Annotated in this window: 22 protein-coding genes, 1 tRNA gene and 1 pseudogene; 3 read left to right on the forward strand and 21 right to left on the reverse strand. The window is 46.5% G+C overall.

Translation table 11 applies throughout. From position 1 onward, the window contains the following. Nucleotides 1-16 precede the first annotated feature (16 nt). The gene (locus tag EBB54_RS15600; protein WP_125128120.1) at nt 17-1,684 is read left to right on the forward strand and encodes a glycoside hydrolase family 13 protein; all 1,668 of its coding nucleotides are present in this window, start codon (nt 17-19) and stop codon (nt 1,682-1,684) included. A 162-nt stretch (nt 1,685-1,846) separates the two neighbouring features. Here EBB54_RS15600 and EBB54_RS15605 read toward each other — a convergent pair whose 3' ends face one another. The 7 genes from EBB54_RS15605 to EBB54_RS15635 form a co-directional block, all read right to left on the reverse strand. After that, nucleotides 1,847-3,412: an alpha-amylase family glycosyl hydrolase gene (locus EBB54_RS15605; protein ID WP_243127686.1), complete on the reverse strand. Its 1,566-nt coding sequence runs from the start codon at nt 3,410-3,412 to the stop codon at nt 1,847-1,849. 228 nt (nt 3,413-3,640) lie between these two features. After that, nucleotides 3,641-4,741 (reverse strand): ABC transporter ATP-binding protein, encoded by a 1,101-nt coding sequence (locus tag EBB54_RS15610; protein WP_004072812.1) that lies wholly within the window; start codon nt 4,739-4,741, stop codon nt 3,641-3,643. Nucleotides 4,742-4,842: 101 nt separating this feature from the next. Continuing rightward, the gene (locus tag EBB54_RS15615) at nt 4,843-5,658 is read right to left on the reverse strand and encodes a YesL family protein (RefSeq protein ID WP_125128121.1); all 816 of its coding nucleotides are present in this window, start codon (nt 5,656-5,658) and stop codon (nt 4,843-4,845) included. A 71-nt stretch (nt 5,659-5,729) separates the two neighbouring features. Next, on the reverse strand, nt 5,730-6,590 hold the full coding sequence (locus tag EBB54_RS15620) for a carbohydrate ABC transporter permease (protein WP_125128122.1): 861 nt from the start codon (nt 6,588-6,590) through the stop codon (nt 5,730-5,732). Next, nucleotides 6,590-7,657 carry a carbohydrate ABC transporter permease gene (locus EBB54_RS15625; protein WP_004072816.1) on the reverse strand — a complete coding sequence of 356 codons (1,068 nt, stop codon included), beginning with the start codon at nt 7,655-7,657 and terminating at the stop codon, nt 6,590-6,592. Before EBB54_RS15625 ends, EBB54_RS15620 begins: the two co-directional genes overlap by 1 nt. Nucleotides 7,658-7,750: 93 nt before the next feature. Beyond that, complete coding sequence (locus tag EBB54_RS15630; protein WP_004072818.1) at nt 7,751-9,100, reverse strand: ABC transporter substrate-binding protein; 1,350 nt, start codon at nt 9,098-9,100, stop codon at nt 7,751-7,753. A 397-nt stretch (nt 9,101-9,497) separates the two neighbouring features. Continuing rightward, nucleotides 9,498-10,697, reverse strand: a complete 1,200-nt coding sequence (locus EBB54_RS15635; protein ID WP_243127687.1) for a LacI family DNA-binding transcriptional regulator — start codon at nt 10,695-10,697, stop codon at nt 9,498-9,500. Nucleotides 10,698-10,947: 250 nt separating this feature from the next. On the opposite strand from EBB54_RS15635, the gene EBB54_RS15640 reads away from it, so the two are divergent. After that, nucleotides 10,948-11,018, forward strand: a tRNA-Trp gene (locus tag EBB54_RS15640). A gap of 447 nt (nt 11,019-11,465) precedes the next feature. On the opposite strand, the gene EBB54_RS15645 is transcribed toward EBB54_RS15640, so the two are convergent. The 4 genes from EBB54_RS15645 to EBB54_RS15655 form a co-directional block, all read right to left on the reverse strand. Beyond that, nucleotides 11,466-12,371: a DUF5688 family protein gene (locus tag EBB54_RS15645; protein WP_125128124.1), complete on the reverse strand. Its 906-nt coding sequence runs from the start codon at nt 12,369-12,371 to the stop codon at nt 11,466-11,468. Between the two features lie 14 nt (nt 12,372-12,385). Next, nucleotides 12,386-12,751 carry a hypothetical protein gene (locus EBB54_RS15650; protein ID WP_004073880.1) on the reverse strand — a complete coding sequence of 122 codons (366 nt, stop codon included), beginning with the start codon at nt 12,749-12,751 and terminating at the stop codon, nt 12,386-12,388. A 169-nt stretch (nt 12,752-12,920) separates the two neighbouring features. After that, nucleotides 12,921-13,109 (reverse strand): hypothetical protein, encoded by a 189-nt coding sequence (locus tag EBB54_RS29925; protein WP_148099371.1) that lies wholly within the window; start codon nt 13,107-13,109, stop codon nt 12,921-12,923. Then, complete coding sequence (locus tag EBB54_RS15655) at nt 13,099-13,953, reverse strand: hypothetical protein (protein ID WP_243127688.1); 855 nt, start codon at nt 13,951-13,953, stop codon at nt 13,099-13,101. The genes EBB54_RS29925 and EBB54_RS15655 overlap by 11 nt, the downstream gene beginning before the upstream one ends. Before the next feature lie 173 nt (nt 13,954-14,126). On the opposite strand from EBB54_RS15655, the gene EBB54_RS15660 reads away from it, so the two are divergent. Further along, on the forward strand, nt 14,127-15,599 hold the full coding sequence (locus EBB54_RS15660) for a DDE-type integrase/transposase/recombinase (protein ID WP_125128126.1): 1,473 nt from the start codon (nt 14,127-14,129) through the stop codon (nt 15,597-15,599). A gap of 278 nt (nt 15,600-15,877) precedes the next feature. Here the strand turns inward: EBB54_RS15660 and EBB54_RS15670 are convergent, their stop codons facing one another. The 10 genes and pseudogenes from EBB54_RS15670 to EBB54_RS15710 all read right to left on the reverse strand — a co-directional run bounded on the left by EBB54_RS15670 (nt 15,878) and on the right by EBB54_RS15710 (nt 22,461). After that, nucleotides 15,878-16,063, reverse strand: coding sequence for a hypothetical protein (locus EBB54_RS15670; RefSeq protein ID WP_125128127.1), 186 nt, complete (start codon nt 16,061-16,063; stop codon nt 15,878-15,880). A gap of 67 nt (nt 16,064-16,130) precedes the next feature. Further along, nucleotides 16,131-17,057: a YqaJ viral recombinase family nuclease gene (locus EBB54_RS15675; protein WP_125128128.1), complete on the reverse strand. Its 927-nt coding sequence runs from the start codon at nt 17,055-17,057 to the stop codon at nt 16,131-16,133. Next, entirely contained in the window at nt 17,054-17,455 is a 402-nt protein-coding gene (locus EBB54_RS15680) for a DUF3848 domain-containing protein (RefSeq protein ID WP_243127689.1), read from the reverse strand. The genes EBB54_RS15675 and EBB54_RS15680 overlap by 4 nt, the downstream gene beginning before the upstream one ends. Next, nucleotides 17,443-18,375 (reverse strand): DUF932 domain-containing protein, encoded by a 933-nt coding sequence (locus EBB54_RS15685; RefSeq protein ID WP_125128130.1) that lies wholly within the window; start codon nt 18,373-18,375, stop codon nt 17,443-17,445. The genes EBB54_RS15680 and EBB54_RS15685 overlap by 13 nt, the downstream gene beginning before the upstream one ends. Nucleotides 18,376-18,766: 391 nt before the next feature. Next, on the reverse strand, nt 18,767-19,696 hold the full coding sequence (locus EBB54_RS15690; protein WP_243127690.1) for a YARHG domain-containing protein: 930 nt from the start codon (nt 19,694-19,696) through the stop codon (nt 18,767-18,769). Between the two features lie 309 nt (nt 19,697-20,005). Beyond that, nucleotides 20,006-20,110, reverse strand: a pseudogene (locus EBB54_RS32500) (zinc ribbon domain-containing protein); the annotation flags it as partial. 99 nt (nt 20,111-20,209) lie between these two features. Next, nucleotides 20,210-20,788 carry a hypothetical protein gene (locus tag EBB54_RS15695; RefSeq protein WP_148099372.1) on the reverse strand — a complete coding sequence of 193 codons (579 nt, stop codon included), beginning with the start codon at nt 20,786-20,788 and terminating at the stop codon, nt 20,210-20,212. Between the two features lie 103 nt (nt 20,789-20,891). Further along, nucleotides 20,892-21,617 (reverse strand): hypothetical protein, encoded by a 726-nt coding sequence (locus EBB54_RS15700; RefSeq protein ID WP_125128133.1) that lies wholly within the window; start codon nt 21,615-21,617, stop codon nt 20,892-20,894. A gap of 5 nt (nt 21,618-21,622) precedes the next feature. Continuing rightward, a complete protein-coding gene (locus EBB54_RS15705; RefSeq protein ID WP_125128134.1) occupies nt 21,623-21,985 on the reverse strand; it encodes a hypothetical protein in 363 nt (120 codons plus the stop codon). Nucleotides 21,986-22,128: 143 nt separating this feature from the next. Beyond that, nucleotides 22,129-22,461 (reverse strand): LPD28 domain-containing protein, encoded by a 333-nt coding sequence (locus EBB54_RS15710; protein ID WP_125128135.1) that lies wholly within the window; start codon nt 22,459-22,461, stop codon nt 22,129-22,131. Between the last annotated feature and the right edge of the window lie 84 nt (nt 22,462-22,545).

The following is a 22,545-nucleotide window of genomic DNA, read 5'->3' on the forward strand; positions in this document are numbered from 1 at the left end:
GAAGGAGCCTACAATTATGAACAGAACATGGTGGAAAGAAGCAGTCATTTATCAGATTTACCCACGCAGCTTTATGGACAGCAACGGCGACGGCATCGGCGACCTTCAGGGTATCATCAGCCGTCTGGATTACCTCAAATACTTAGGGATCGACGTAATCTGGATGTCCCCGGTCTACAAGTCCCCCAACGATGACAACGGCTACGACATCAGCGATTACCAGGCAATCATGGATGAATTTGGAACCATGGAGGATTTCGACGAGCTGCTGTCGGCCGCTCACGAAAGGGGCATCAAGATCGTCATGGACCTGGTGGTAAACCACACCTCCGACGAGCACAGATGGTTCGTGGAAAGCCGCAGATCCACAGACAATCCCTACCGCGATTACTACATCTGGCGGGAGGGAAAAGATGACCAGACCCCGCCCAACAACTGGGGATCGTGCTTCAGCGGCTCCGCATGGCAGTACGACGAAGCAACCTCCATGTACTACCTGCACCTGTTTTCTAAAAAACAGCCTGACCTGAACTGGGATAACCCGAAGGTACGGCAGGAAGTCTTTGATATGATGACCTGGTGGTGCGACAAGGGCATCGACGGCTTCCGCATGGACGTAATCAGCATGATCTCCAAGGTAAAAGAACTTCCCGACGGCCAGGTTAAGGGTCTCTACGGCGATTACGGCCCCTACGCGGTGAACGGCCCCAATGTCCACAAATACCTCCAGGAAATGAACGAAAAGGTATTGTCTAAATACGACCTCATGACCGTAGGCGAGACCCCCGAGGTCACCACCGAGCTTGCCAGACAGTATGCCGGAGAAGATACCCATGAGCTGAACATGGTCTTCCAGTTCGAGCACGTAGGCAGCAACGGAAAATACGCAAAGTGGACGGATGAAAAAATGCCCCTCACTACGTTGAAGAAGATTCTCACCCGCTGGCAGACTGAGCTCTACGGGAAAGCATGGAACAGCCTGTTCTGGGATAACCACGACCAGCCAAGGGCTGTCTCCCGCTTCGGCGACGACCGCCCTCAGTACCGGGAAACCTCCGCAAAAATGCTGGCCACCTGCCTTCATATGATGCAGGGCTCCCCCTATGTATACCAGGGCGAAGAGCTGGGCATGACCAATTACCCGTTCCAGAGTCCGTCGGATTTCCGGGACATCGAAAGCATCAACGCTTACAAAGAATGGTGCGAGAGCGGCATTGTCTCCCACGAGGAATTTTGGCCCTGCCTGCTCTGGCTCAGCCGCGACAACGCCAGAACCCCGATGCAGTGGGATGACAGCGAGCACTCCGGCTTCACCACCGGCACCCCCTGGATCACGGTCAATCCGAACTACAAGGAGATCAATGCCAAGGCAGAGACCGCAGACCCCAATTCCGTATTCCACTATTACAAAAAGCTGATCGCCCTGCGCAAGCAGACCCCGATCATGGTGTACGGAAAATACGAGCCCCTGTTCGAGGACAGCGAGGACTGGTTCGTCTACACCCGAACCCTGGACAGCGAAAAGCTTCTGGTCGTCTGCAGCTTCACCGACCAGGAGACCGAGTTTACCATCCCGGAAGAGTTCGCAGGCACAGACGTCCTCATCTCCAACATGGAGCCTGCAGGCAATCAGGGTACGGTCACCCTCCGGCCATACGAAGCGTTTGTACTGTGGAAAAAATAATAGACTATACAGAAAGGGACTGACGCCATTCTCCGCGTGTCAGTCCCTTTACTATATGCTGCCGGACATACTCACACCTATTCCGAATCGTAGGAATGAATGTGCCTTATGCAACAAGTACTTATGAAAAACCTAAACTTAATCGCATCAGTAAGCCTTTCCTTACCTCTCTTCCCGCACAAACACCGCCGTAGCCGCCGGAACCACCAGCTTCCCATCTTCCGCTTTCAGATCCCCGCCGTTTTTGTACACCACTTCGCCCAGCTTCCCGCCGTACTCAAAGCTGGCTTCCTTCCCGGACGGATTGATCACCACCAGCACCGAATCCTTCCCGTTGGTCCTGCGGTATGCCAGGGGATACGCCTTCTCCTCGCAGTACAGAAATTCGATCTTCGCCTCACTCTGCAGCACCGGATTGGCCTGCCGGATCTGGATCAGCTTCTTCACCTCATGGTAGATCGAATCCGGGTCCGCCATCTGCTTCTCTGCCGTAGGCCGGTTCTTGTCCGGGTCGATGGGGATATAGAGCAAGTCCGCTGCCCCGTCCGAGAAGCCCGCATTCAGGCTGCTGTTCCACTGCATCGGGGAGCGGGAGCCTGTCCGGTGATATCCGCCCTCCACAGACACTACATCCGGGAGATACTTCATTCCCAGCTCATCTCCGTAATAGATGAACGGCGCACCCGGCAGCGACAGCACAAACGCAAACACGATCTTGATCTCCTCCGCATCCAGCCATTTCGAAAGCCGGTCCATGTCATGATTTCCCGACGGCACGCAGATCATGCCCTTGCCGTTGGTGGGCTCATAGCACATCTTATAGTAGTCGATAAACTCCTTCGCATTCCCCTTGCCCTCTCGTGAAAAATAGGGATCATCCCCATGGAACAGATCCGGATAATGGCTGGGCCCGAAATGCAGCATAAAATCCATATGGAACCCGGATTTTAAACTCCTGTCCGGCTGTCCCCATTCCGAGATCATGGCCGCATCCGGAAATTCCTTTGCCAGGAAGTCCATGAAATCCTGCCACAGCAGAATCGTCCCTTCCTGTTCCGGATCATTTTTCACAAGGGAGCCTGCCATATCCACACGGAAGCCGTCGCAGCCCATTTCCAGCCAGAACCGCATGATATCCTTGATGGCTTCCCGGGTAGCCAGCGCGTCCTCAGAATCCATCGGCTGCTGCCATTCCGGCTCATCCACTTCAAAGAACCCATAATTCAGACAGGGCTGGTGGGAATAAAAATTCACCGCAACACAGCCGTCCCGCTGGCTTAAGCCCCGCAGGAAGCCCCGGATGCTGCCCACGCCCTCGAAGCTCTTCCATGCTTCATCCGTCCACACATACCGCCCGGTATACGCGTTGTTCTCCGGCTTCAAAGACTCCTGGAACCAGGGATGATCCCAGGAGGTATGCCCCGGAACCAGATCCAGCATCACATGCATGTCCCTCCGATGCACTTCCTCAAACAAACGCTTCAAGTCCGCATTCGTCCCGTACCGGGGCGCCACCTTCATGTAGTCGGACACATCATATCCCGCGTCCAAAAACGGAGATTCGAAGCAGGGGTTCAGCCAGACGGCATTGCAGCCCAGCTCCTGAATATAATCCAGATGATCGATGATCCCCTGGATATCTCCGATCCCGTCCCCGTTCGTATCCGCAAAGGACTGGGGATAAATCTCATAAAACACCGCATTTTTCAGCCAATTCACCATCATCATTTCCTCCTCTTTCTAATTGGTATCCACCGCAGCCGTGCATATTTACAAAGAAAGCCCTGAAAGATCGTCCCGGTCCGCGCACTGCCCGAACCATCACAAATGCTTCTCTTTCAGGGCTTAATCTTTTTTATTACAGTCACTCAAAGCGGCACAGAGCTTCCCATTCATATCTGCTGTGCGCTCATACGCGTAAACCGCCGGCAAAGCTGTCTGCCGGTGCTTCACCATTTAATGGCAGATCGCCTTTTCCGTTTCTTTGTCAAAGAAATGCGCATGATCCATATTTGCCGCGATCCGGTACGCACCTCTCTCAGGCTGCTTTCCGGCTGCCGGAATCTTTACGATGATCCGGATATCACTTACGGTCATATACAGGTTATAGTCCGCGCCCAGCAGTTCGCTGAAATTCATCTCCGCATCCATCGCGTTGTCCTCGGTCAGCATATTCTGTCCCAGGAAATCCTCCGGACGCAGTCCCATGATCACCCGTTTGCCGGCATACTTCGCCAGGGCGTCGCACTTAAATTCCGGAACAGCCAGCTTGTTCTTGCCAAGCACCGCATAGAGCCTGCCGCCTTCCGCCGCGATCTCCACATCCAGGAAGTTCATCTGCGGGCTGCCGATAAATCCTGCCACAAACAGGTTCACAGGCTGCTCATACAATGTCTGAGGCGTATCAAACTGCTGTACAATTCCGTCCTTCATCACCACGATGCGGTCGCCCATGGTCATAGCCTCTGTCTGGTCATGGGTTACATATACGAACGTAATGTTCAGCCGCTGGTGGAGCTTCGCGATCTCCGTCCTCATCGACGCACGGAGCTTCGCGTCCAGGTTAGAAAGTGGCTCATCCAGCAGGAATACCGCAGGATTCCGAACCATAGCACGTCCCAGGGCCACACGCTGTCTCTGACCGCCGGAAAGCTCCTTCGGCTTCCGGGTCAGCAGATGCTCCAGATCCAGGATCTTTGCCGCCTCATGCACACGCTTGTCGATCTCAGCCGGATCCTCCTTGCGCAGCTTCAAGCCGAACGCAATATTCTTATACACATTCATATGCGGATACAACGCATAATTCTGGAATACCATCGCAATATCACGGTCCTTGGACGGCACCTTGTTCATCAGCCGGTCCCCGATATACATCTCCCCTTCCGTTATGGACTCCAGACCCGCGATCATACGCAGAGTCGTAGATTTTCCACAACCGGACGGCCCGACCAGAATAATAAATTCTTTATCTTTTATCTCTAAGTTCAAATTCGGGACAACCGGAGAGGTCGCGCCCTCATAAGTCTTTGTCACGTTTTCAAAACGAATCGAAGCCATAATAATTTCCTCCAATTGTTAAAGTTTAAGCAGCAGTCCGGTCACTGTCCGCAGCAGCGGCGCAGACAGCAACGCAGCCCGCACTGCACACCACACTCCTGCTATCTCCTTTTCTTCGCGCCCTTTGCGGCGCCTCCCCCGGCTGCCGGCGTCTTCCCCTGTCCGGGATATGCCTGCCGGTTCCAGTCCGGATTCGAATAACTGCTCTCCTGGAAGAACACCTCAGACGTTCGGTGCTCTTCATCAATAAACACAGCCTCCCTCGGAGCCTCATGCTTCACTTCCAGCTTTTCCGGATCAATCCTCTGAAACGCCTTTTGAAAAAAGAAGCTGTTCAGATAGGCCACGATCCCGAACCCCATCATCCCCCACAGGAAAACAGCCAGATTCAAGCCGTCCGGATTCATAAAGAAAGAAATATAAACCGCCGCTATGACCAGAAGGATGCTGAGCATCGTCCACGGCAGCGCCGCGATACTGAGCAGCCACGCATTTTTCAGCGTATTCTTCACATGGTTCTCATACCTTGCCTGCAGAGGGAACAGATACTGAAACCCAAAGAGCAACAGGATGCACATCATGAAGAAGCTGATCCGGTATACCTTTCCCATCATGCCGCCCATACTGGACACGATCAGATAGTAAATCCCCAAAAATACGAATGCCAAGAGGCAAAGCAGCCAGATCACGGTTGCCTGTTTAAAATTCCGCCGAAACGCGTCCCAATACTGTTTGACAATGATGTCATCCTCATCATCCGCCAGTATTGCCTGCATGCAGGCGAACAGTGCCGCAAGCGCCGCCCCCACCGTAAACAGCGGCAGCGAAAGAAGGCAGAATGCAATATTGCACAGGATAATGTTCGCCAGCTTTCTCAGAGCATTCATCAGCGGTCCGTTCATATCAAATAAATTCATAGCGGACTCCTTTCCGAAAAGAAGCTTACCGGTATATGCGCAGGCAGACTTTCATGAACCATTCTGTGCAATTACTTAATCGCACCTTCTACCATACCGTTCATGATCTGCTTCTGAGCAATCAGGAAAATGATCACCATCGGGATGATCGCCAGCAATGCCGCTGTCAGGATCAGATCCCACTGTTTTACATAGGAACCCACAAAAGCCTGCACTGCAACCGGAAGGGTCTTGACCTTGCCGTTCTGTCCCAGCATCAGGGAAGGCAGAAGGTAGTCGTTCCAGATCCACATTCCATTGAGGATCGTAACCGTCGTGATAACCGGTGTCAGAAGCGGGAAGATGATGCGGAAGAACGTGCCCTCCGGGGAACATCCGTCGATGGATGCCGCCTCCTCCAGCTCATAAGGGATACCCTTGATAAAACCGGTCAGAATAAATACAGTCATCGCGCCGCCGAATCCGCAGTATGCGAACACGATTCCGGGGATTGACTGCAGCAGGGAGATCCCCACAAAATTTCCCACATCACGGAAAGTAGAGATCAGCGGCAGCATAACAACCTGGAACGGAATGATCATGGAAGCGATAAAGATCATGTAGATCGTTGTAGACCATTTCGTCTTGTTCCGGCAGATCACCCATGCCGCCATACCGCCGAACAGGGCCAGTACAACCAGCGAGATCACGGTAATGAGCACAGATGTCCCGAACGCATACCAGAAATTGAAGTTCGAATTATTTACAACAGAGGAAAGGTTTGTCATCAGCTGTCCAAGGCTGACGCCCTCAAAGCCTACCGGGCTGGCAACGATACTGTTGGCGTTCTTGAACGTATTCATAACCACCAGATAAAATGGAAACAGAGTATACAGCGCGACAATGATGCCGATCACGGTCAGAATAATCTTTCTCGATTTCTTCATTTCCATTACATCTCCACCTCCTTCTTGTTAGAGATCCGTACCTGGATGATGGATACACAGGCCAGGATGATAAAGAACAGAACTGCCTTCGCCTGTCCAAGCGCATAGCTGTTCTTGGAAATTGCCGTATTGTAAATGTTCAAGGCCAGCATCTGGGTACCATTGGTCAGATAGCTTCCGAAGAAGTCTGTCACGGAGCCTGTACCGTTTGTCAAAGCCATATTCACGTCAAACTGCTTGAACGCGGAGGTCAGTGTCAGGAAGGTACAGATCGTGATCGTGGATGCGATCATCGGAACCTTGATCTTCATCAGAGTGGTCCATGCGTTGGCGCCGTCAATCTGAGAAGCCTCCAGCACATCCTTCGGCACAGTGGTCAGACCTGTTACATAGATCAGCATGATATAGCCTGCATACTGCCAGATATATACAACAATGATCGCCATAAACGCGGTCTTAGTATTGGCAAGGACAGAATTCTGATGGCCGCTGATGGCCGCGGTGATCTGAACGAGCACGTTGTTGAATGCGAACTGCCAGATATAGCCCAGTACGATACCTCCGATCAAGTTCGGGAGGAAATACGCCGCACGGAAGAAATTCACGCCTTTCAGCTTGCTGGTACACAAAAGGGCCAGCGAAAAGCCTACCAGGTTCACCAATACCATATTAAATACCACAAACAGGAAGGTCAATAATACAGACCAGATAAATGCCGGATCCTTAAACATCGTAGTATAGTTCGTCAGCCCGATAAATCCTGTAAATTTGATGCCGTTCCAGTCTGTGAAGGAATAGAAAATACCCAGAAGCAACGGGATGATCACTGTCACTGCAAACGTGAACAATAGTGGAAACAAAAATATAAAATTAATGATGCTGCGATGATGTTCTACTGTCGGGAATAAATAAAGTCCGATCAAAAACGCAATCGCCCCGATGATCAGCAATGGTCCCCTGACCGGACTTCCGCCGCCGGAAAAGTCCATCACTAAGGAAACTACCATACCAACCACCCCTGCGGCCAGAAGAACAAGAGACAGCATTTTTCTGCTTGATGAGTTCTCAGACATTTTATAGCTCCTCTCTATTGGTTCATATTTTGTAATGGAGACAGGAGAACATGTCCCCTGTCTCCTTTCATTTAGAGAAAATAATTCTTTAAGTTAGTTTGCGTAGCAAGCCTGAATTACCTGCTCCATTGTCTGTACAAATTTATCTGTATCCAGATTGCCTGCCGCGTAGTCAGAGAATACCTGGCCAGTGTAATTCTGTGCAAGTCCTTCCTTCATGCCCAGCCAATGCCATCCGGAAGTCTTTCCTGCTGTCTGGTAATCTACGATCGTCTGCGCGAACGGATCATTTGCAACATACTTGCAGGAATTGTACGGGCTGATAAATCCAGCTTCCTCTACCAGTACCTGCTGTGCCTTGTCTTCGGAGCACCACTGCAGGAATGCCTTAGCTGCCTCTGCGTTTCCATCAGAGAATACAGACCACCAGGAAGGTGAATTTGTCAGGATCGTGTCCATACCGTCCTCAAACGCATATGGAACCATTCCAACCTTGAAGTTGCCTGCTGCTTCATAAGCTTCCGCGTCATCGCCTGTCATGGTAGCGCCGATCCAGGAACCCTGGGTAACAAACGCATACTTACCTGACGCAAAGTTCAGGATCTGCTGATCATATGTACCGGAAACCAACAGCGCCGGATCGGAGTACTGATTCAAAAGACCTACAAACTTCGCAAAATCTGTCAGACGGTCTTTGTCTACTTTTCCGCCGTCATTGAGCATATCAATATAGGTTGTATCATCACGGTCCAGACCGCCGTCAATGTAATTTGCAAACAAGTGGTTTCCTGTTGACCAGTACAGGTTTGTAGCCTCTGCACAATAGCCTACAACAGCATCCAGGCCAAGGTCAGCTTTTTTGGAATCCAGTGTCTTAAAAGCCTCTTCGATCTTACCCGGGGAGGTCAGTGTAGCCGGATCAATCTCAGCCTTCTCCAGAATGTCCGCATTGTATGCCAGGCCGACTGCTTCTACCGTATACGGGAATCCGATGGTGCCGTATTCCTCATCAACATATGCAGCGTCTGTATCGGAAGCCCATGCCTCACCGCTCATATCCTCCAGCATGCCTTCCCAGTTGCCGAAGTCTGTAGAACCGCCGTTCACAAAGATATCCGGCATATTGTCCGCCTGATAGTATCCCTTGAGGGTACCCTGGATATCAATACCGCCGCCCATGGACTCGATCTCAACCGTAACACCGGTTTCTTCTTTATACATCTCAGCCAGCTTCTTCAGCTGAGAGTCGATCTCGATCTTGCCGTTAACCAGACGGATCGAATCACCGGAACCGCCGCCTGATGAACCGGAATCAGACTCAGAAGATGAACCGGAGTCCCCTGCGTCTCCGCCTGATGAGCCGTTATCTCCGCCGCCTCCGCAAGCTGCCAAACTCATTACCATAGTTGCTGCCAACAATGTTGCAATTACTTTCCTCTTCATTATTTTCCTCCTTTTTTGTGCGGTGCCACACAATATTTTTCGACCTTTTGCGCATAAGGTTTTCTATGTAACCCATGTTAACACTTTTTTCATAAATGTCAATACCTTTTGCACATAAGTTTCAAAAAAAGTTAAAAACAGTCGTCTTTTTGTGCATTTTTCGCATCACTTTTCTACATCCCTGATGATTCACACATGAAAATAGCATTTTTTCACGCTCAATTCCACAAAAACCTCACAATTTTCTACAGAATTTTCACTTTTCCATTCTAAAACCATACAAAAAAAGAACTGATCCCGCCCGGTAAAGGCGTATTCTCAGTTCTTTCTTCCGTCATCTCCCGCTGGTTATCCGCTTTTTCAGCGGCACTTTTCACACCCCCAGGCCAAAAAACGATTATGCTTCCTTTTCATCCATATTACAGCAGTTCCCGCAGACATCCGCCTTTTCAACAACGTCCTTCGAGTCAGCAGCTCCGTCCCCTGCATCCTCCTGACGGATCTCCCGCACGCTGTCGCGGATCACAATTTCAATCGGGAGCTTCACATCCCACTCGGAAAACTCCGTCCCCTGTATCATTTTCAGCAGGTATTCCACAGCGAGACGTCCCTTCTTTGTCACGTCCTGCCTCACCGTCGTAAGGGCCGGCCGGACCACTCTGGACATCAAGTTGTTGTCAAACCCGGTGATCGAGAGATCCTCCGGAATCCGTATCCCCCGATCCATAAAATAATTCATCAGCAGCACGGCATAATAATCCGAACAGCACATAAACGCCGTATAATTTTTCACCCGGTAATAAAGTTCCCTCAAACTGGATTCCCGTTCCACCGTCCCCGGATGGAAGATCAGAAGATTCTCTTCCTTCATCTCCAGCCCATAATCCGCCAGAGCCCTCAAATGTCCCAGATAGCGCGTATAATCCACACCTTCCATATTATCCGCCAAAAAAGCGATCCGCCGGTGTCCCATCTTCAGAAGGTAGCGCGTGATCTCGTATGCGCCCTCCTCGTCCTCCAGCCCGATGTTCACGTAATTCATAATTTCCCTGGACGCGTAGCTGTCAATCAATACCGTGGGATTCTTATACCGGCTCTTGATCCGGATAAAATCATCGTGGAGCATGCCAACCAGGATCAGCCCGTCCACATTCCATGTCAATACGTTCCGAATGATCTCGCTGATATCATTGGACGTATAGATCATCATAAAATACCCCTGGGCGCGGATTTCCGCCTCCAGCGCACCGATCAGCTCACCGAAAAAAGGATCGCTGAACAGGTTCGCGTACTTGTCCTTCCGGCATTTCAGCGCCACGCCGATAATCTTAGAACTGTTCTGTGAAAGACTCCTGGCGCTGATATTCGGCACATATTCATACTTGTCCAGAAGCTTTTCCACCCGTTCTACCGTCTTCTGTGAAACCTCGCTCGTCTTTCCATGAATCACATTCGATACCGTCGTAGTACTGATTCCCAGCATCTCTGCCATGTCTTTAATTGTTATCATATCCTGTCCCCCAAATAACTCGCTTCTAAGCACTCCCGAACCGCTCCGGAGCACCCCTCTTTCGCAGACCTGATCCAATCTCAGCAACTTGCAGAAAAGCAAAGCTTCCTGCATTTTGATCTGTCATTTTTGCTCTCGGCCTCACCTGTCAAGATTATACCATCAATCCCTATAGAAACTCAATATCATTTCTTCACGTAATGCAAACTATTTTTTTGTTCACTTATTCACCGACAAATTTTATTACTATTTTTTACATACTTTTTCATTTTTTTCTTGACAAACCGTCTCCGGGTTGATATACTAGTCAAGTACTTGCGGTAGCAAGCTGCAGCACAGGGGATTGGTCAAATGGTATGATAGGGGTCTCCAAAACCTTTGGTGGGAGTTCGATTCTCTCATCCCCTGCTCACAGGAAAATGGCTGTAAACCTTGATTTTACAGGGTTTACGGCCATTTCTGTTTTTTCAGTTCAGTGTATTTCAGAGTGATTGAAAGTGATTCAGAGTGATAAAAATGGGGTATATTTGGGGTAAAGCGGGGTAAGTTTGGGGTAAGACAGAAGTGTATTTTGAACACAGTGCGGAATCTTATATGAAAAAAATACAGTTATTTATTTGAAATGGCAGTCAGACAAACGAGCATGACTGCCTTTCATATGATAAAAATTTTCGTGATCGCCATTAATCCTGATCCGATTCGTCTACAGTAAAAAAGATGGGATAGATCCTATTCTTTGAAGAGAATACCTTTTGCAAGATTCCGAAATGTATTCTAAAAAATTTTCAAATGCAAAATGCTATTGCAATGTAACATCTGTAATCAATATATAATTTCTCATTTTTTACGAATCGTCTATTCCGGAATTAATTCTACTGCCCCCGTACTTCTCCTGAAATAGTACACTTCATCTGACAGCCATTCCTCCTCATTCACAATCTCTTCATTGGTCTCCCGAACAATCCTGCGAAGCTCCGCTGTATTTTCATCTTCTTTGGCCGGAAGTAAGATCACCTCATGGACTGATGATGGCAGTATAAACAGATCACTCCCATGTGCTTCGGCAAACCTGTTCAGCAGATCGGTACGGAGCATTGCTGCAGCTCCTTTTATTCTGCTTCGATTGGTAAATACATATGCCCATCCATGAAATTCACCCTTTTGTTCTACATCTATGTGCTCTTCTATCATATCCTGGAGCACCTGATGCAGCCCTATGATCTCAAATTCCTCCTTCTGTAGATTAGTAAGCGCTGTCTCATATAATTCTTCTTCGGTGATATTCCAGTGCTCCATCATCTCGTTTGTTACCGTGTGGACTACATCTCCAGATTTACATTCCCACATCTTAAGCCTGTAAATGACTGCCAAATCCAGAAATGCTTTATAAGGGATCTCCACCAGCAGTTCCTGATTCCAGGACTCCTTGATCAGTTCTACGATGATCCGCCCTTTTGCGCTTTCCCAAGATTCCATCAACTGATCTTCATCAATTCTTTTCACATTCTTCAAAATAGAAACTGCCATGTCTACACACCAGTCCATTCCATATTCCTGATACTGCTGATACAATTCTTCCAGCCAGATTGATGGAAACAGATTATAATCTCGGCTTTTATATGTTAAATTCTCACTTTTTATCTGGTTATTCTTTATGATCTGGACTATTTCGACTTTCATATCACTGTCCGACTTCTCCTGGACCAGATTTTTCAGGGATTCTTTAAATTCTGTATACTCCATTTTTTTCGTATTCTCCATTCATTGATCCTCTCTTAATCTGCAAAAAGTTCCATTATAAGATGTACCGCATCTTTAAATCCAAGACTGTATGCAATCCTGCCATACTGGGAATCGTGATAATTGCATATAGACAATGCCTCGTCTACTGCGTCCAACTGTTTCTGATCCAGTCCCATCCGGTTTATTTTTCTTAGAACTTCTTCTATTTTTCTTTCTGATTTCTGGTAGATCTCATCCTTCTTTAAACAATCTTCCAGCGCATGGTGTGACCTTGTTTTAAAAAGAATATCTAACATTGACTTTGTTCCTGATCTACTGCAGAAGGATTTCTTATGTACTTTATATTTTTTTAGAAGTGGACACTGCACATCCATATTCGTTTTTTTCTTCCTATCCATAGATTCCTCTTTTCATGATAATAGTTATCTGTAAGCAATTGATTCCGTGATCCAGCTTCGATGCAAGAATCGGGGGATGTCACCTATTGTAATTCAAAAATACTGTGTTCTTTGTATGAAGCATCAATTAATTCCTATGGTGCTCCATGGTGTTCGTTTCGAACCCAAATCACGTCGTGTTATTTATAGAAGGAACTGCCATAAAATCAATTTCATATTCTGACTTTTTAAATCCTTTTACAGCAGTTCCTGAATGGTTTCCGTTTTCATCCAAAGATCTCTGTGAGCGTTCATGTAAGTTTTTATTACAATGATATTCCCATTGTGTTCGTTTCGAACCACTTACTTTATGCGGCATCTTTTGTCTTTTTCAGCCCGTTCATCGCCCTTGAATAAATATCCTCTGTCATCTGCTCCACACCTGTCAGGTGGTATCTGGATAATACTGCCTCCATGGAGATTCCGGTTCGTTTCAGTTCTTTTTCAAGCAGCATGAACTGTTTGTCTGAGGCCGGCTTCTCCTGCGTCTTTGGGTGCTCTTCCGGCTTTTGTTTCTTTCCTTCTGTTTTCCGATTCTTATCCTCCTTTGTCCGATTCTGTTCCTCCGATCTCTGGCTATTTTTCTCCGTTTTTCTATTTTGATTTTCTGTTTTCTGTCCTTGTTTTTGCTCTGGCTTCTGTTTCAGTTCAAATACCTTCTGCCCGTTTTGGTTGATGATCACAAGAGCGGATATCTCCCTCTGATGGTTGTAGCCTATGGAATGCACAAAGAACTTATTAGTAGTAGTATAACGGTCGCCTTGCCTCTGGATATTTACTTTTGTTTCCGGAACCCAGATAAACGGCGCTGTATAAAGCTCCCTTCCAAGCCCCCAATTAAAGCAGGCCCGCTTAAAGGAATCGGATGCCTGCCCCTTTTCTTTTTCGGAATAGCTGGTCGTGCCCACATCTTGCTTCGCAATCCACTGTCCTTTTTCTTCGTCCCAGATTTCTACGGTACAGTACAGGTTCCCGTCAATGCACTGGTGGGTCCTTTTCCATCCGAACGGCGTAAATGTCTCGTCCAGAATCCGTTGGTCTACACGGGCATCCTTGAAAAGAAACAGACTCAGCCCTTTTTCATTGATCGTTGATACCCGGCACTCGATCTCATCCGCTCTCAGTAGTCGGATGACTCTTTTCTCACTGTCTGGATTTATCATAGCCTCCGGTTCCGATATCTGCATGGTAGTGTCAAGTTAACTACCATATTTTTTTTAACAAACCTTATTATTTCAAGGGTTTCACCACTTTTTCAAAGAAAAAAGCAATGACCTCCCTTTTTTGTGTCAATACTATTACCATCCCACAAACACTGAAAGGAAAATCATTGCTTATGGATATTATTACCTATTTACTCTTTCTCATTCAATCTCTTTACCAACAAAACTGCTGGCTGATTCATTTTATCTGCAGATATATCCCACTGAAACAGTGGGCTTTTGATGATTCCCATTCTCCAAAGTACCAGAAGTTTAAAATTGACGATCTCCCTCTTGTCACTGACTTCCGGCAGGACTGGACTTATCAAGATCTCATCCCTTACTTTGAAAAGCGTTATGGTAAGAAAATACGCCCTGTCAGCCGACGGTCAGAATGCGATATTCCGGACAGCTGTACCTGCCCCCGCTGTGGTGCCCCGAAGCCTTTCCTTTATAAAAATAATGGTTCCAAAGGACAGCTTCTCTGCAAAGTCTGCAGCGCAAGGTTCTCACCCGATGAAAGCCGCTTCTCCTCTGTAAAACTACGCTGTCCCCACTGCGGCAATACCCTGGTCCCAAAGAAGGAGCGCAAACACTTTATCATCCATAAGTGCATCAATCCCAAATGTCCTTATTACCTCTACAACCTCAAAAAGGTAGATAAAGAAGATCTCAGGCAGGACTACGGCAAAAATAAATATAAACTCCACTATATCTACCGTGAGTTTACGATGGATTTTTTCAGCATGGATCTCAATACCCTGCCTAAAAATGCTTCATCCCTGAAATTCACCAAGCATAATGCCCACGTAATGTCCTTGTGCCTGACCCCACACGTCAACCTTGGCCTCTCCCTTAGGAAAACCTCCCAGGCTCTCAGAGACCTGTACAACATCGGCATTTCCCACCAGCAGATCGCTAATTACTGCAAGACCGCAGCTATCTGCGTGAAACCTTTTGTTGACCAATACCCCTACGAAAAAGGGCCTGTTTTTACTGCCGATGAAACCTATATCAAAATCCGTGGGATCAAATCCTATGTCTGGCTCATTATGAATGCCGCATCCCGATCCATCATTGGCTACCAGATCTCTGATAACCGTGGTGTCGGCCCCTGTATCCTCGCTATGCGTATGGCTTTCCGGGGACTTGCAAAACTGCCGGAAAACTTTAAGTTCATTGCTGACGGTTACAGCGCCTACCCGCTCGCTGCAATGGAATTTGTAAAAAAGCTGGGAAACGATTTTACATTCAAAATCACTCAGGTGATTGGACTTACCAACGACGATGCTGTTTCCAAAGAACACCGTCCCTACAAACAGATGATTGAACGGCTCAACCGTACTTATAAGGCATCTTACCGTCACACAAACGGCTTTGACCACATCGACGGTGCCAACTATGACCTTGCCCTCTGGGTCGCATACTATAACTTTCTCCGTCCGCATAAACACAAGAACTACAAAGTTCTTAACGAAGTAGAAATGCTGCGGGGCGCTGACAACATGCCTGGAAAATGGCAGCTTCTCATCTTCCTTGGCCAGCAGACCATCCTGAACCAGCAGAAAAACGGCGGCTCTGCGCCGGAGCGGAGCTGTTGTCAATAGAACCGTGGAATACCGCAGCCGCCGTCAGGCGGTGAGGATATGCCGCGAAAGTCTATTGACATAAGGCTCACGGATGATCCTGTCTGTCAGAAAAGGGGCCACTGCGCCCTTTTCCTGCCTTCCGGCGAGGATGGGTTCGGGCAAAGCCCGAAACCGGGTCAAGGGATTGGTCCCTTGTGGGTTCTTAGGGCAACGCCCTAAGCCCTCGGAGAGCTTTTCGGAGTCGATATCTACAGTTTTCAAGGTTCATTTGAGCCTGTTTTTTGCAGCTCAGTTTTTCATAAATTACTTGACACTACCATCTGCATTTGTTTCTCTGCTCCCTGGATTTGAGCCTGCTTCTCTGATTCCGATATCTGCACTTGTTTCTTTGGCTCCGATATCTGAGCATGTTCCTTCGGCTGTTCCCCTTTGATCGCTCCGGCTTTCTTTGCCAGTTCTTCTTTTATATTTTGCTTTGCCAACGTCTATTTCTCCTTCAACAAAGTTTTGATCGCCCAATATAAAAGCCGTTCTCTCCAGCTCATTTTTTTACGCCGCTTTTACCATGAGCCGCCTGCTCTGGATCACCTTCTGGTACTGTGCATAAATCTCAGGCTGTTCTTCTTTCAGACGTGCTTCATCGACCCGGCTGCTGGAAACGGATTTCCAGGAGACTCTGTACTGTTCATTTTCTGCCTGCTCCGCTTCTCCGAGGTAGAGTTTCAATTCCTGCTCGATCTTCTTTTTCTCCCTCTCCATCTGTTCCATATCCTCTTTCAATTCCTGACGGCGTCTTAGTTTATCATCAAATCCTTTGAGCGGCAGGATCTCTGCCACGGAATTTTTATAATATTCCGCTATTACACTGTCCGCAAGTTTGGAACCGTCCGGTTCAGGAAGGATTCTTTTCTGCACATGGCTCTCCCAAAAATCCTGTTCGATTCGAACCAGATCTGCCAGCATGGATTCATCCCGTTCCAACCGATAGTATTTAAAATCTCTGCCGTAAATAAGTACGGCGATAAACCATGCATCAGCGTTGCAGACCGTCATGTAATGGTAGCACTGTATCTGGTAGGAGAGCGGAATCTTTCCATCTTTCCAATGCTCCGCCATAAAGGGGCTTGCAGTCTTGCATTCCAGCCCTGCGTTTTCCCCCACTACCATCCGGTCTACATCTGCCAGCATGAACGGATAGGATTCGTGACAGAACATAGCGTTTGCCCTGCGTACTTTCTTTCCGGTGGCTTCCGTAAATCTTCTTGCAACATAATCTTCAAATTCCCGTCCCTGACGCATGGCTTCATTGTCGATCTCCTCAATCGTATCTGAGGTCTTGTCGTTGTATACCTGCATTGCAGTGCGGTAGGGATTCAGGCCGCATACGGCTCCGGCATCGCTCCCTCCGATCCCTTTCTTGCGGTATTTCAGCCATTCCTTTTTATCCAGGTTCAATGTCGATACTAATTTCTTCATGCGATTTCATCCATCCTTTCCGTCCTGTAATAATTTTTCAGGGATTTCAGTTTTTTATCAATGTTTTTCAGTGCTTCCAGCTCCTGATCAATACAGCCCTGTAGGTCCTCCGCATAGGAATCCCCATATTCAAGCCACCTGCCATACAGGAAATGCAGAAGTTCCGGAATTGTGATTGCAATGATAAGGAGTTCCTCTTTCATTGTCCGGCACATTTCTATCAGCAGTTCATACAGATGAATCATGCTGTCAATCTGATAAGCGGCATGATAGATCTCCTCTTTCTCCTTTTGAAGGATGCCATACCGAAAGGCGCTTAACTCTGCGCTGATCTTTAAACTAAAAATCTCTTCCAGTTCTTTATGTTCCAGTTTCATCCCGTCACCTACGCTGCGCATACCATCTGGTATGCCTTGTCAATCAGCGGATTCCCTTCCATTGTCCTTGCAAACAGGTTCTCCTTGTAATTTGCAGTCTTTCGAAGCGGTTCTACATGGGTGGCAAAATCAGATACCGCATTTACAAAGCGGTACGCATTTTTTCCTACATGCTGCAGGTCCGGCGCGTCAAAATAGCGCATCTTCATGTCCTCCCTCAGCTTCCGGATGTTCTTGGTCTGCTGCGGGGTGGAATTATCTTCCAGCGGGAGAAGGATTTCAATGTATTCCGTCACCTGCCTGTCTGAGAGCTTCTTCATGCGGAGGTTTTCAAACTCCTGCCCTAATTCCTGCATATAATTTTCTGCCCTGAGCAATGTGTCCCTGGCCTCCTGCATTTTTTCATGGATATCCCCGGTGTGGATCATGGACCAGCAGCGATTCGCCTTTGCCAATGCCAGATTCAGCGTGTTCTGACATACCACACGGATCGGAGTCAGAGCGACCTTGATCGCGCCGGAACCGTCGTGGGTGTTAGAAAATACCAGGTATGGGCTGATCTGTTCCCCGGAAATAATGTACTCCCGGGGCATATGTGCCAGTAACCAGACTTTTTTTCCTCCCTGCAGGCTTCCGGCTGTCTCATACCGGACTCCTTCGCCTAATAATTCATCTGTGAAGGCAAAGGCTTCGTTATTTTGGATGACCTTGTATCGGTCAGTCACCACGCCCAGGGCTTTCCTGTCCGAATCACGGATATTGACCTTGTAGCCCTCAATCGGTTCACTTGCGGCTGTGAAGATCGGCTCCTGGAGCACCTGCCAGTTTAAGCCGGCCAGGATCAGTGCGTCATTGGATGCGGGTGCTTCTTTTACCTTTGTTCCCAGGCCATGCCACGGTGTTTCCCTTACATAAAACATACTCTCAACGTTTGCTGCCATAATAAAATCCTCTCTTTCTTCTGCTTTTACTTATACGAATCTCCATAATAGAGTTGCAAAATAGCTGATAAACCGCCGCTTCTAATCATCGTTAAAAACTTCTTCGAGTACGGCAGCCGCAACGTTTATCAGTGCCAGTAGAATCCTTCCCATCCAAGCCCTCCTTTCTTGAGCCAAAAAGAATGGGCAGAACCCGGTAGGTGGATTCTGCCCTGTATGTAGTGTGATTACGATTAAGACTCATTATTATAATATATAATTATAATCTGACATTTTTTCAGGGGATAGGATTGGCAGGTTCCATGAGGAATGTTCTAAAAGAACACCTTGGCCACTGACATGATCTTATCTATATATATTTATAACAATTATAAATTTTCTACTCTTATCATTACCATTTATTGAATTCATATGGTCTTACATATCCCTGATTATTTGTTGCATCAAAAATTGATCCTGAATCCATACCAGTTATTTCCCCCTGATTTGTTACATATAGATTTTCTCCATCTGTCCATGTAAACGTAATTACAAATCCATATAAATTAATTTGTGCCGTATTACTATTTATTATTGCGGCATCTTCCGTCAATATAGTATTTGACCAATCTAAAATTCCAAGACTGAACCGAATTGTATTTTCTCCAATGTCTAAGATTTCAATTTTTCCTGTATTCCCCATTGTGGTTCCACTTAATGAATTAGCAGATACATACACTCCCGGCATGCCTATGAATGTTTCAGAAGGAGCACTTACTCCGTTAATCTCATCCTCTATACGCTTAATTAACTCCGCATTCTTTTTCTCAAAATCATTAAAAACCGCATCTGCATTAAACTGTTCTGCCGTCACGGTTCCTGAGTACCATGGCATACTATTAAAATGCTGCTGCAGTCCTTCGTCCTGAAAAATATATCCATGCCTTGCAAATATTTCATTCCTTCCGATAAAAAGCCTGCCAGTTTCTACACCCCTTACCTCTTCTTCGGAAAGATACCGGCTGTTGCTGTCGGGGAAGATATACTGTGCCCGCATCTGTTCTTCCCTGGCCTGCCTGTAATTTCCGATTTCTTCATCCGACAGGAAACTGACATTGATATTGGCAACATTGTTCCCATTTAATCCGCAGACTACATTCCTCTTTGTATCAAGGTTCATAAACTGTATGCTTTCCCCGGAATCAACAATCTCAGGATAAGCGTCACTCATCTTACCTGCCGCTTCTTCCTTTGGCATTCCGATTCTGATTCCATGGAAGGATGGCCCTTCTTCTCCGCTGCTCTGGATCACAATGTTTACAAGATTCCCTTCCTGATACACAGCTTGTACACTGCCATCCAGTCCCGTATAAGCCGGATTCCCTTCTGAATTTTTCAGTCCGAGTTCTACCGCGTAGTCCTCTGGCTGTCCTAACAGCGTTTCCATATCAATACCGGAAAAATCTGCTTCTTTTTCCTCTTTCTTTGGTTCCGTTCTATTTTCATCCTTTGTTCCTTTTTGGGACAGAATGCCTATGTATGCCGCAAGCCCCAGCACAAGAATCAGGAGCAGGATCATCACCCAAAACCACCAGTTTTTATATACTGCTTTTTTCTTATGCTGTGCTGACTTTTGTGCCCCGGTCGGTGTTCCGCAATTCGGACAAATCTTCCAACTGCTTTCCAAGAGGGCTCCACATTTTTTGCATTTCATTCTCCGATTCTCCTTTATTCTATATTTAATGAACAGGCCCATTTTCTAAACAATACGATATCTTTTTATTTTCTCCGCTGTTTTCAATATTACTACCCGAAAACAAAACCGTACACACCAATAGCGAATTTATTTCACCAACTAATCTATTTCCTCCATGTCCTCTAAGAGAGAATTAACCAACAACATTTTCACCAAAGAGACCACTTCTTTGAAATTTTCCTGATTCTCTCTGAACGCTTCCTCTGTCTGCTCCTGAAGCACATTCGTCACCTTCATAGCAAGATTATTTAGGGACTCCCGTATTATTTTTTTACTGAATTTTTTCATCGCCTTTTCTTTTTCTTTACCGGAATCCAGCTTTAATATTTTCAGACATTCCGGATCATCCAATGACATCCTCTTTGCAAGCGGTTCCTTTAAACTGCCGATAATTGTGGTACGGATTTTCGAACGATTCCGTTTAACACGTTTCAGATTAGAGGTATCTTTCGTAAATTCTGATGATTCCTCCAATAAATCAATCAATGCATTACAATAATCCTCTACCTCTTCAATGCACTGTTCTTCCAGCTTCTCACAATGATGCAGATACTTTTCAGAGAACGAAACCAGTATTTCATTCAACCTCTCTGTAGTAAGGACATTCGCTACATTTTTATCATAAGAGCCCTCTTTAGATACTTCCTCGGAACAAATATCCTGTATTGCCGTTCCCAATTCGCTTATCCCATACCATCCTGTCTTTTCTGCAACCTTATCTCCTATTTTTTCTATGCCTTTGCCAATTTGTCTACCAATCCAACCAATTAAGCCCATCCCTTCACCCCTTCAACACATATTCAGCCACACTGCAGTCAATGATAAGATCATTTGCATTTGCAATGATCCGTTCAGACTGTTCCTCACAATTATCGGCATTTATATTTTCTAATTCACGGCTGTTCCTGTCTGCAGTTTCTTTGGCTGCTTCGATTACAGACAGGACCCCTTCTTCTATCTCTTCAAAAAAAACTGAGAGTTCTTCACGGATATGCTGACAATAGGTATCTAATGCTTCCCTGAACACTCTGTCAGCAAATTCATTCATCGCCTGTTCTTTTTGATTTCCAGGTATCATTCGAATGACATCTCTCAATTCCTGATTACTCAACGTTATACTCTTACAAACCTCATTGTCGATATATCCTCTTACTTCCGCCAATAAATGATGAATCTGCCGCGCAATACGCTTTCTGCTGATTCCATATTTTTTTATCAGTGTTTCCCGATCGTCAAAAAGAATCTCAAGTTCTTCTGTAAAGGAAGATACCTCTGCATAAACTGACTCTTCAATCTCACTTGTTTTTTTTCTGGTTTCTTCCTTGTATGTTTCAAATATCTCGATGAGATTGTCCACATCGGAAACCGAAGATTTTTCATCAATAGAATCTATGGATGATACCTTTTTCCCAATGATAGATATTATATCTGCAATCGTTTTTCCAACGCATTTCAGTATTTTTTTAATGCGCTCTGAATCATACGGTATATACGGCTTCTGCAGCATTATAATCACCTCCCCAATGACTTGATTGCCTGTTCGAGTTCCCCTGCTCTTTTCTGGGTGATTGCCTGGAGCCTGCTGATAAGGCCTTCTAATTCCTTTTTATCGTCGCTTGCTTCTTTATACTTTTGATTACATTCCATAAATAAGCGATATGCATACTTGAACCCTTTTATAAAACCGTTTTCTTCCCCAGCAGCTCCTATCATAAAGGCTATATCGCGGACTCTTTCAAATTCTGATTCATTCTTTTGCTCTATTTCTGTTCTCAGTATTGCAACAATTTCCTTCTGAAATTCCTTACTGATCGCCTCTTCCTGATTTTCTTCTTTTCTCGTATAAAGGTATAGTTTTCTTATCATTTGCTCCATATATACATCCTTCACTATTCCTGATGGTTTGTCCCGATTATCTTAACAGAATATAATGGACACCCCTCTGTCCTTCCGCTAAAATTCTGACAAAATTTTTCTTATATGTCTATCCATCATACATTCATAGCTATCTGCGGAACTTATAAATGTTCCTCTATCTCCTTCCCCTGTAGTTCATCCAATGTGATACTCCTGTCTGTCATCCAATGCCAATCCTCTTCTGAAAGATATATAGTCCCCTGCGTTTCTTCATCTTCCAGTTTTTCTCTGCATAAAAGACTCCCATAAAAATTTACCAGTATGCCCTTTGCAATCTGTACCGGATTGCCAAATCCATCGTCATCATGGCGGACTTCATATTGATACAGCCCCTCCGGCACAGAATCCCTTTGTATCCTGTCGCAGGTAAAGAATGCTTCTTTTTCAAGTATCCTTACCCTCTCATAATGCAATTCATCTGCACAGTATCTCATTTGTAATTCCTCTTGTAAAATATTTAAGAGCGGCAGGATATAACCCACCGCTCCATGATTCTAATTCGTATACGCTATTCCGAT

Origin of the sequence: Schaedlerella arabinosiphila, from assembly GCF_003885045.1 — a bacterium.
Lineage (GTDB): Bacteria > Bacillota > Clostridia > Lachnospirales > Lachnospiraceae > Schaedlerella > Schaedlerella arabinosiphila.

What these genes read in the sequence shown, in the direction of transcription:
- EBB54_RS15680 (WP_243127689.1), bottom strand. Translation starts at nt 17,455, where the DNA reads ATGCGCAGCGTAGGTGACGGGATGAAACTGGAACATAAAGAACTGGAA.
- EBB54_RS15660 (WP_125128126.1), top strand. Translation starts at nt 14,127, where the DNA reads ATGGATATTATTACCTATTTACTCTTTCTCATTCAATCTCTTTACCAA.
- EBB54_RS15710 (WP_125128135.1), bottom strand. Translation starts at nt 22,461, where the DNA reads ATGAGATACTGTGCAGATGAATTGCATTATGAGAGGGTAAGGATACTT.
- EBB54_RS15655 (WP_243127688.1), bottom strand. Translation starts at nt 13,953, where the DNA reads ATGATAAATCCAGACAGTGAGAAAAGAGTCATCCGACTACTGAGAGCG.
- EBB54_RS15610 (WP_004072812.1), bottom strand. Translation starts at nt 4,741, where the DNA reads ATGGCTTCGATTCGTTTTGAAAACGTGACAAAGACTTATGAGGGCGCG.
- EBB54_RS15605 (WP_243127686.1), bottom strand. Translation starts at nt 3,412, where the DNA reads ATGATGATGGTGAATTGGCTGAAAAATGCGGTGTTTTATGAGATTTAT.
- EBB54_RS15625 (WP_004072816.1), bottom strand. Translation starts at nt 7,657, where the DNA reads ATGTCTGAGAACTCATCAAGCAGAAAAATGCTGTCTCTTGTTCTTCTG.
- EBB54_RS15685 (WP_125128130.1), bottom strand. Translation starts at nt 18,375, where the DNA reads ATGGCAGCAAACGTTGAGAGTATGTTTTATGTAAGGGAAACACCGTGG.
- EBB54_RS15700 (WP_125128133.1), bottom strand. Translation starts at nt 21,617, where the DNA reads ATGCTGCAGAAGCCGTATATACCGTATGATTCAGAGCGCATTAAAAAA.
- EBB54_RS15675 (WP_125128128.1), bottom strand. Translation starts at nt 17,057, where the DNA reads ATGAAGAAATTAGTATCGACATTGAACCTGGATAAAAAGGAATGGCTG.
- EBB54_RS29925 (WP_148099371.1), bottom strand. Translation starts at nt 13,109, where the DNA reads ATGCCGCATAAAGTAAGTGGTTCGAAACGAACACAATGGGAATATCAT.
- EBB54_RS15630 (WP_004072818.1), bottom strand. Translation starts at nt 9,100, where the DNA reads ATGAAGAGGAAAGTAATTGCAACATTGTTGGCAGCAACTATGGTAATG.
- EBB54_RS15615 (WP_125128121.1), bottom strand. Translation starts at nt 5,658, where the DNA reads ATGAATTTATTTGATATGAACGGACCGCTGATGAATGCTCTGAGAAAG.
- EBB54_RS15600 (WP_125128120.1), top strand. Translation starts at nt 17, where the DNA reads ATGAACAGAACATGGTGGAAAGAAGCAGTCATTTATCAGATTTACCCA.
- EBB54_RS15620 (WP_125128122.1), bottom strand. Translation starts at nt 6,590, where the DNA reads ATGGAAATGAAGAAATCGAGAAAGATTATTCTGACCGTGATCGGCATC.
- EBB54_RS15645 (WP_125128124.1), bottom strand. Translation starts at nt 12,371, where the DNA reads ATGGAGAATACGAAAAAAATGGAGTATACAGAATTTAAAGAATCCCTG.
- EBB54_RS15650 (WP_004073880.1), bottom strand. Translation starts at nt 12,751, where the DNA reads ATGGATAGGAAGAAAAAAACGAATATGGATGTGCAGTGTCCACTTCTA.
- EBB54_RS15705 (WP_125128134.1), bottom strand. Translation starts at nt 21,985, where the DNA reads ATGGAGCAAATGATAAGAAAACTATACCTTTATACGAGAAAAGAAGAA.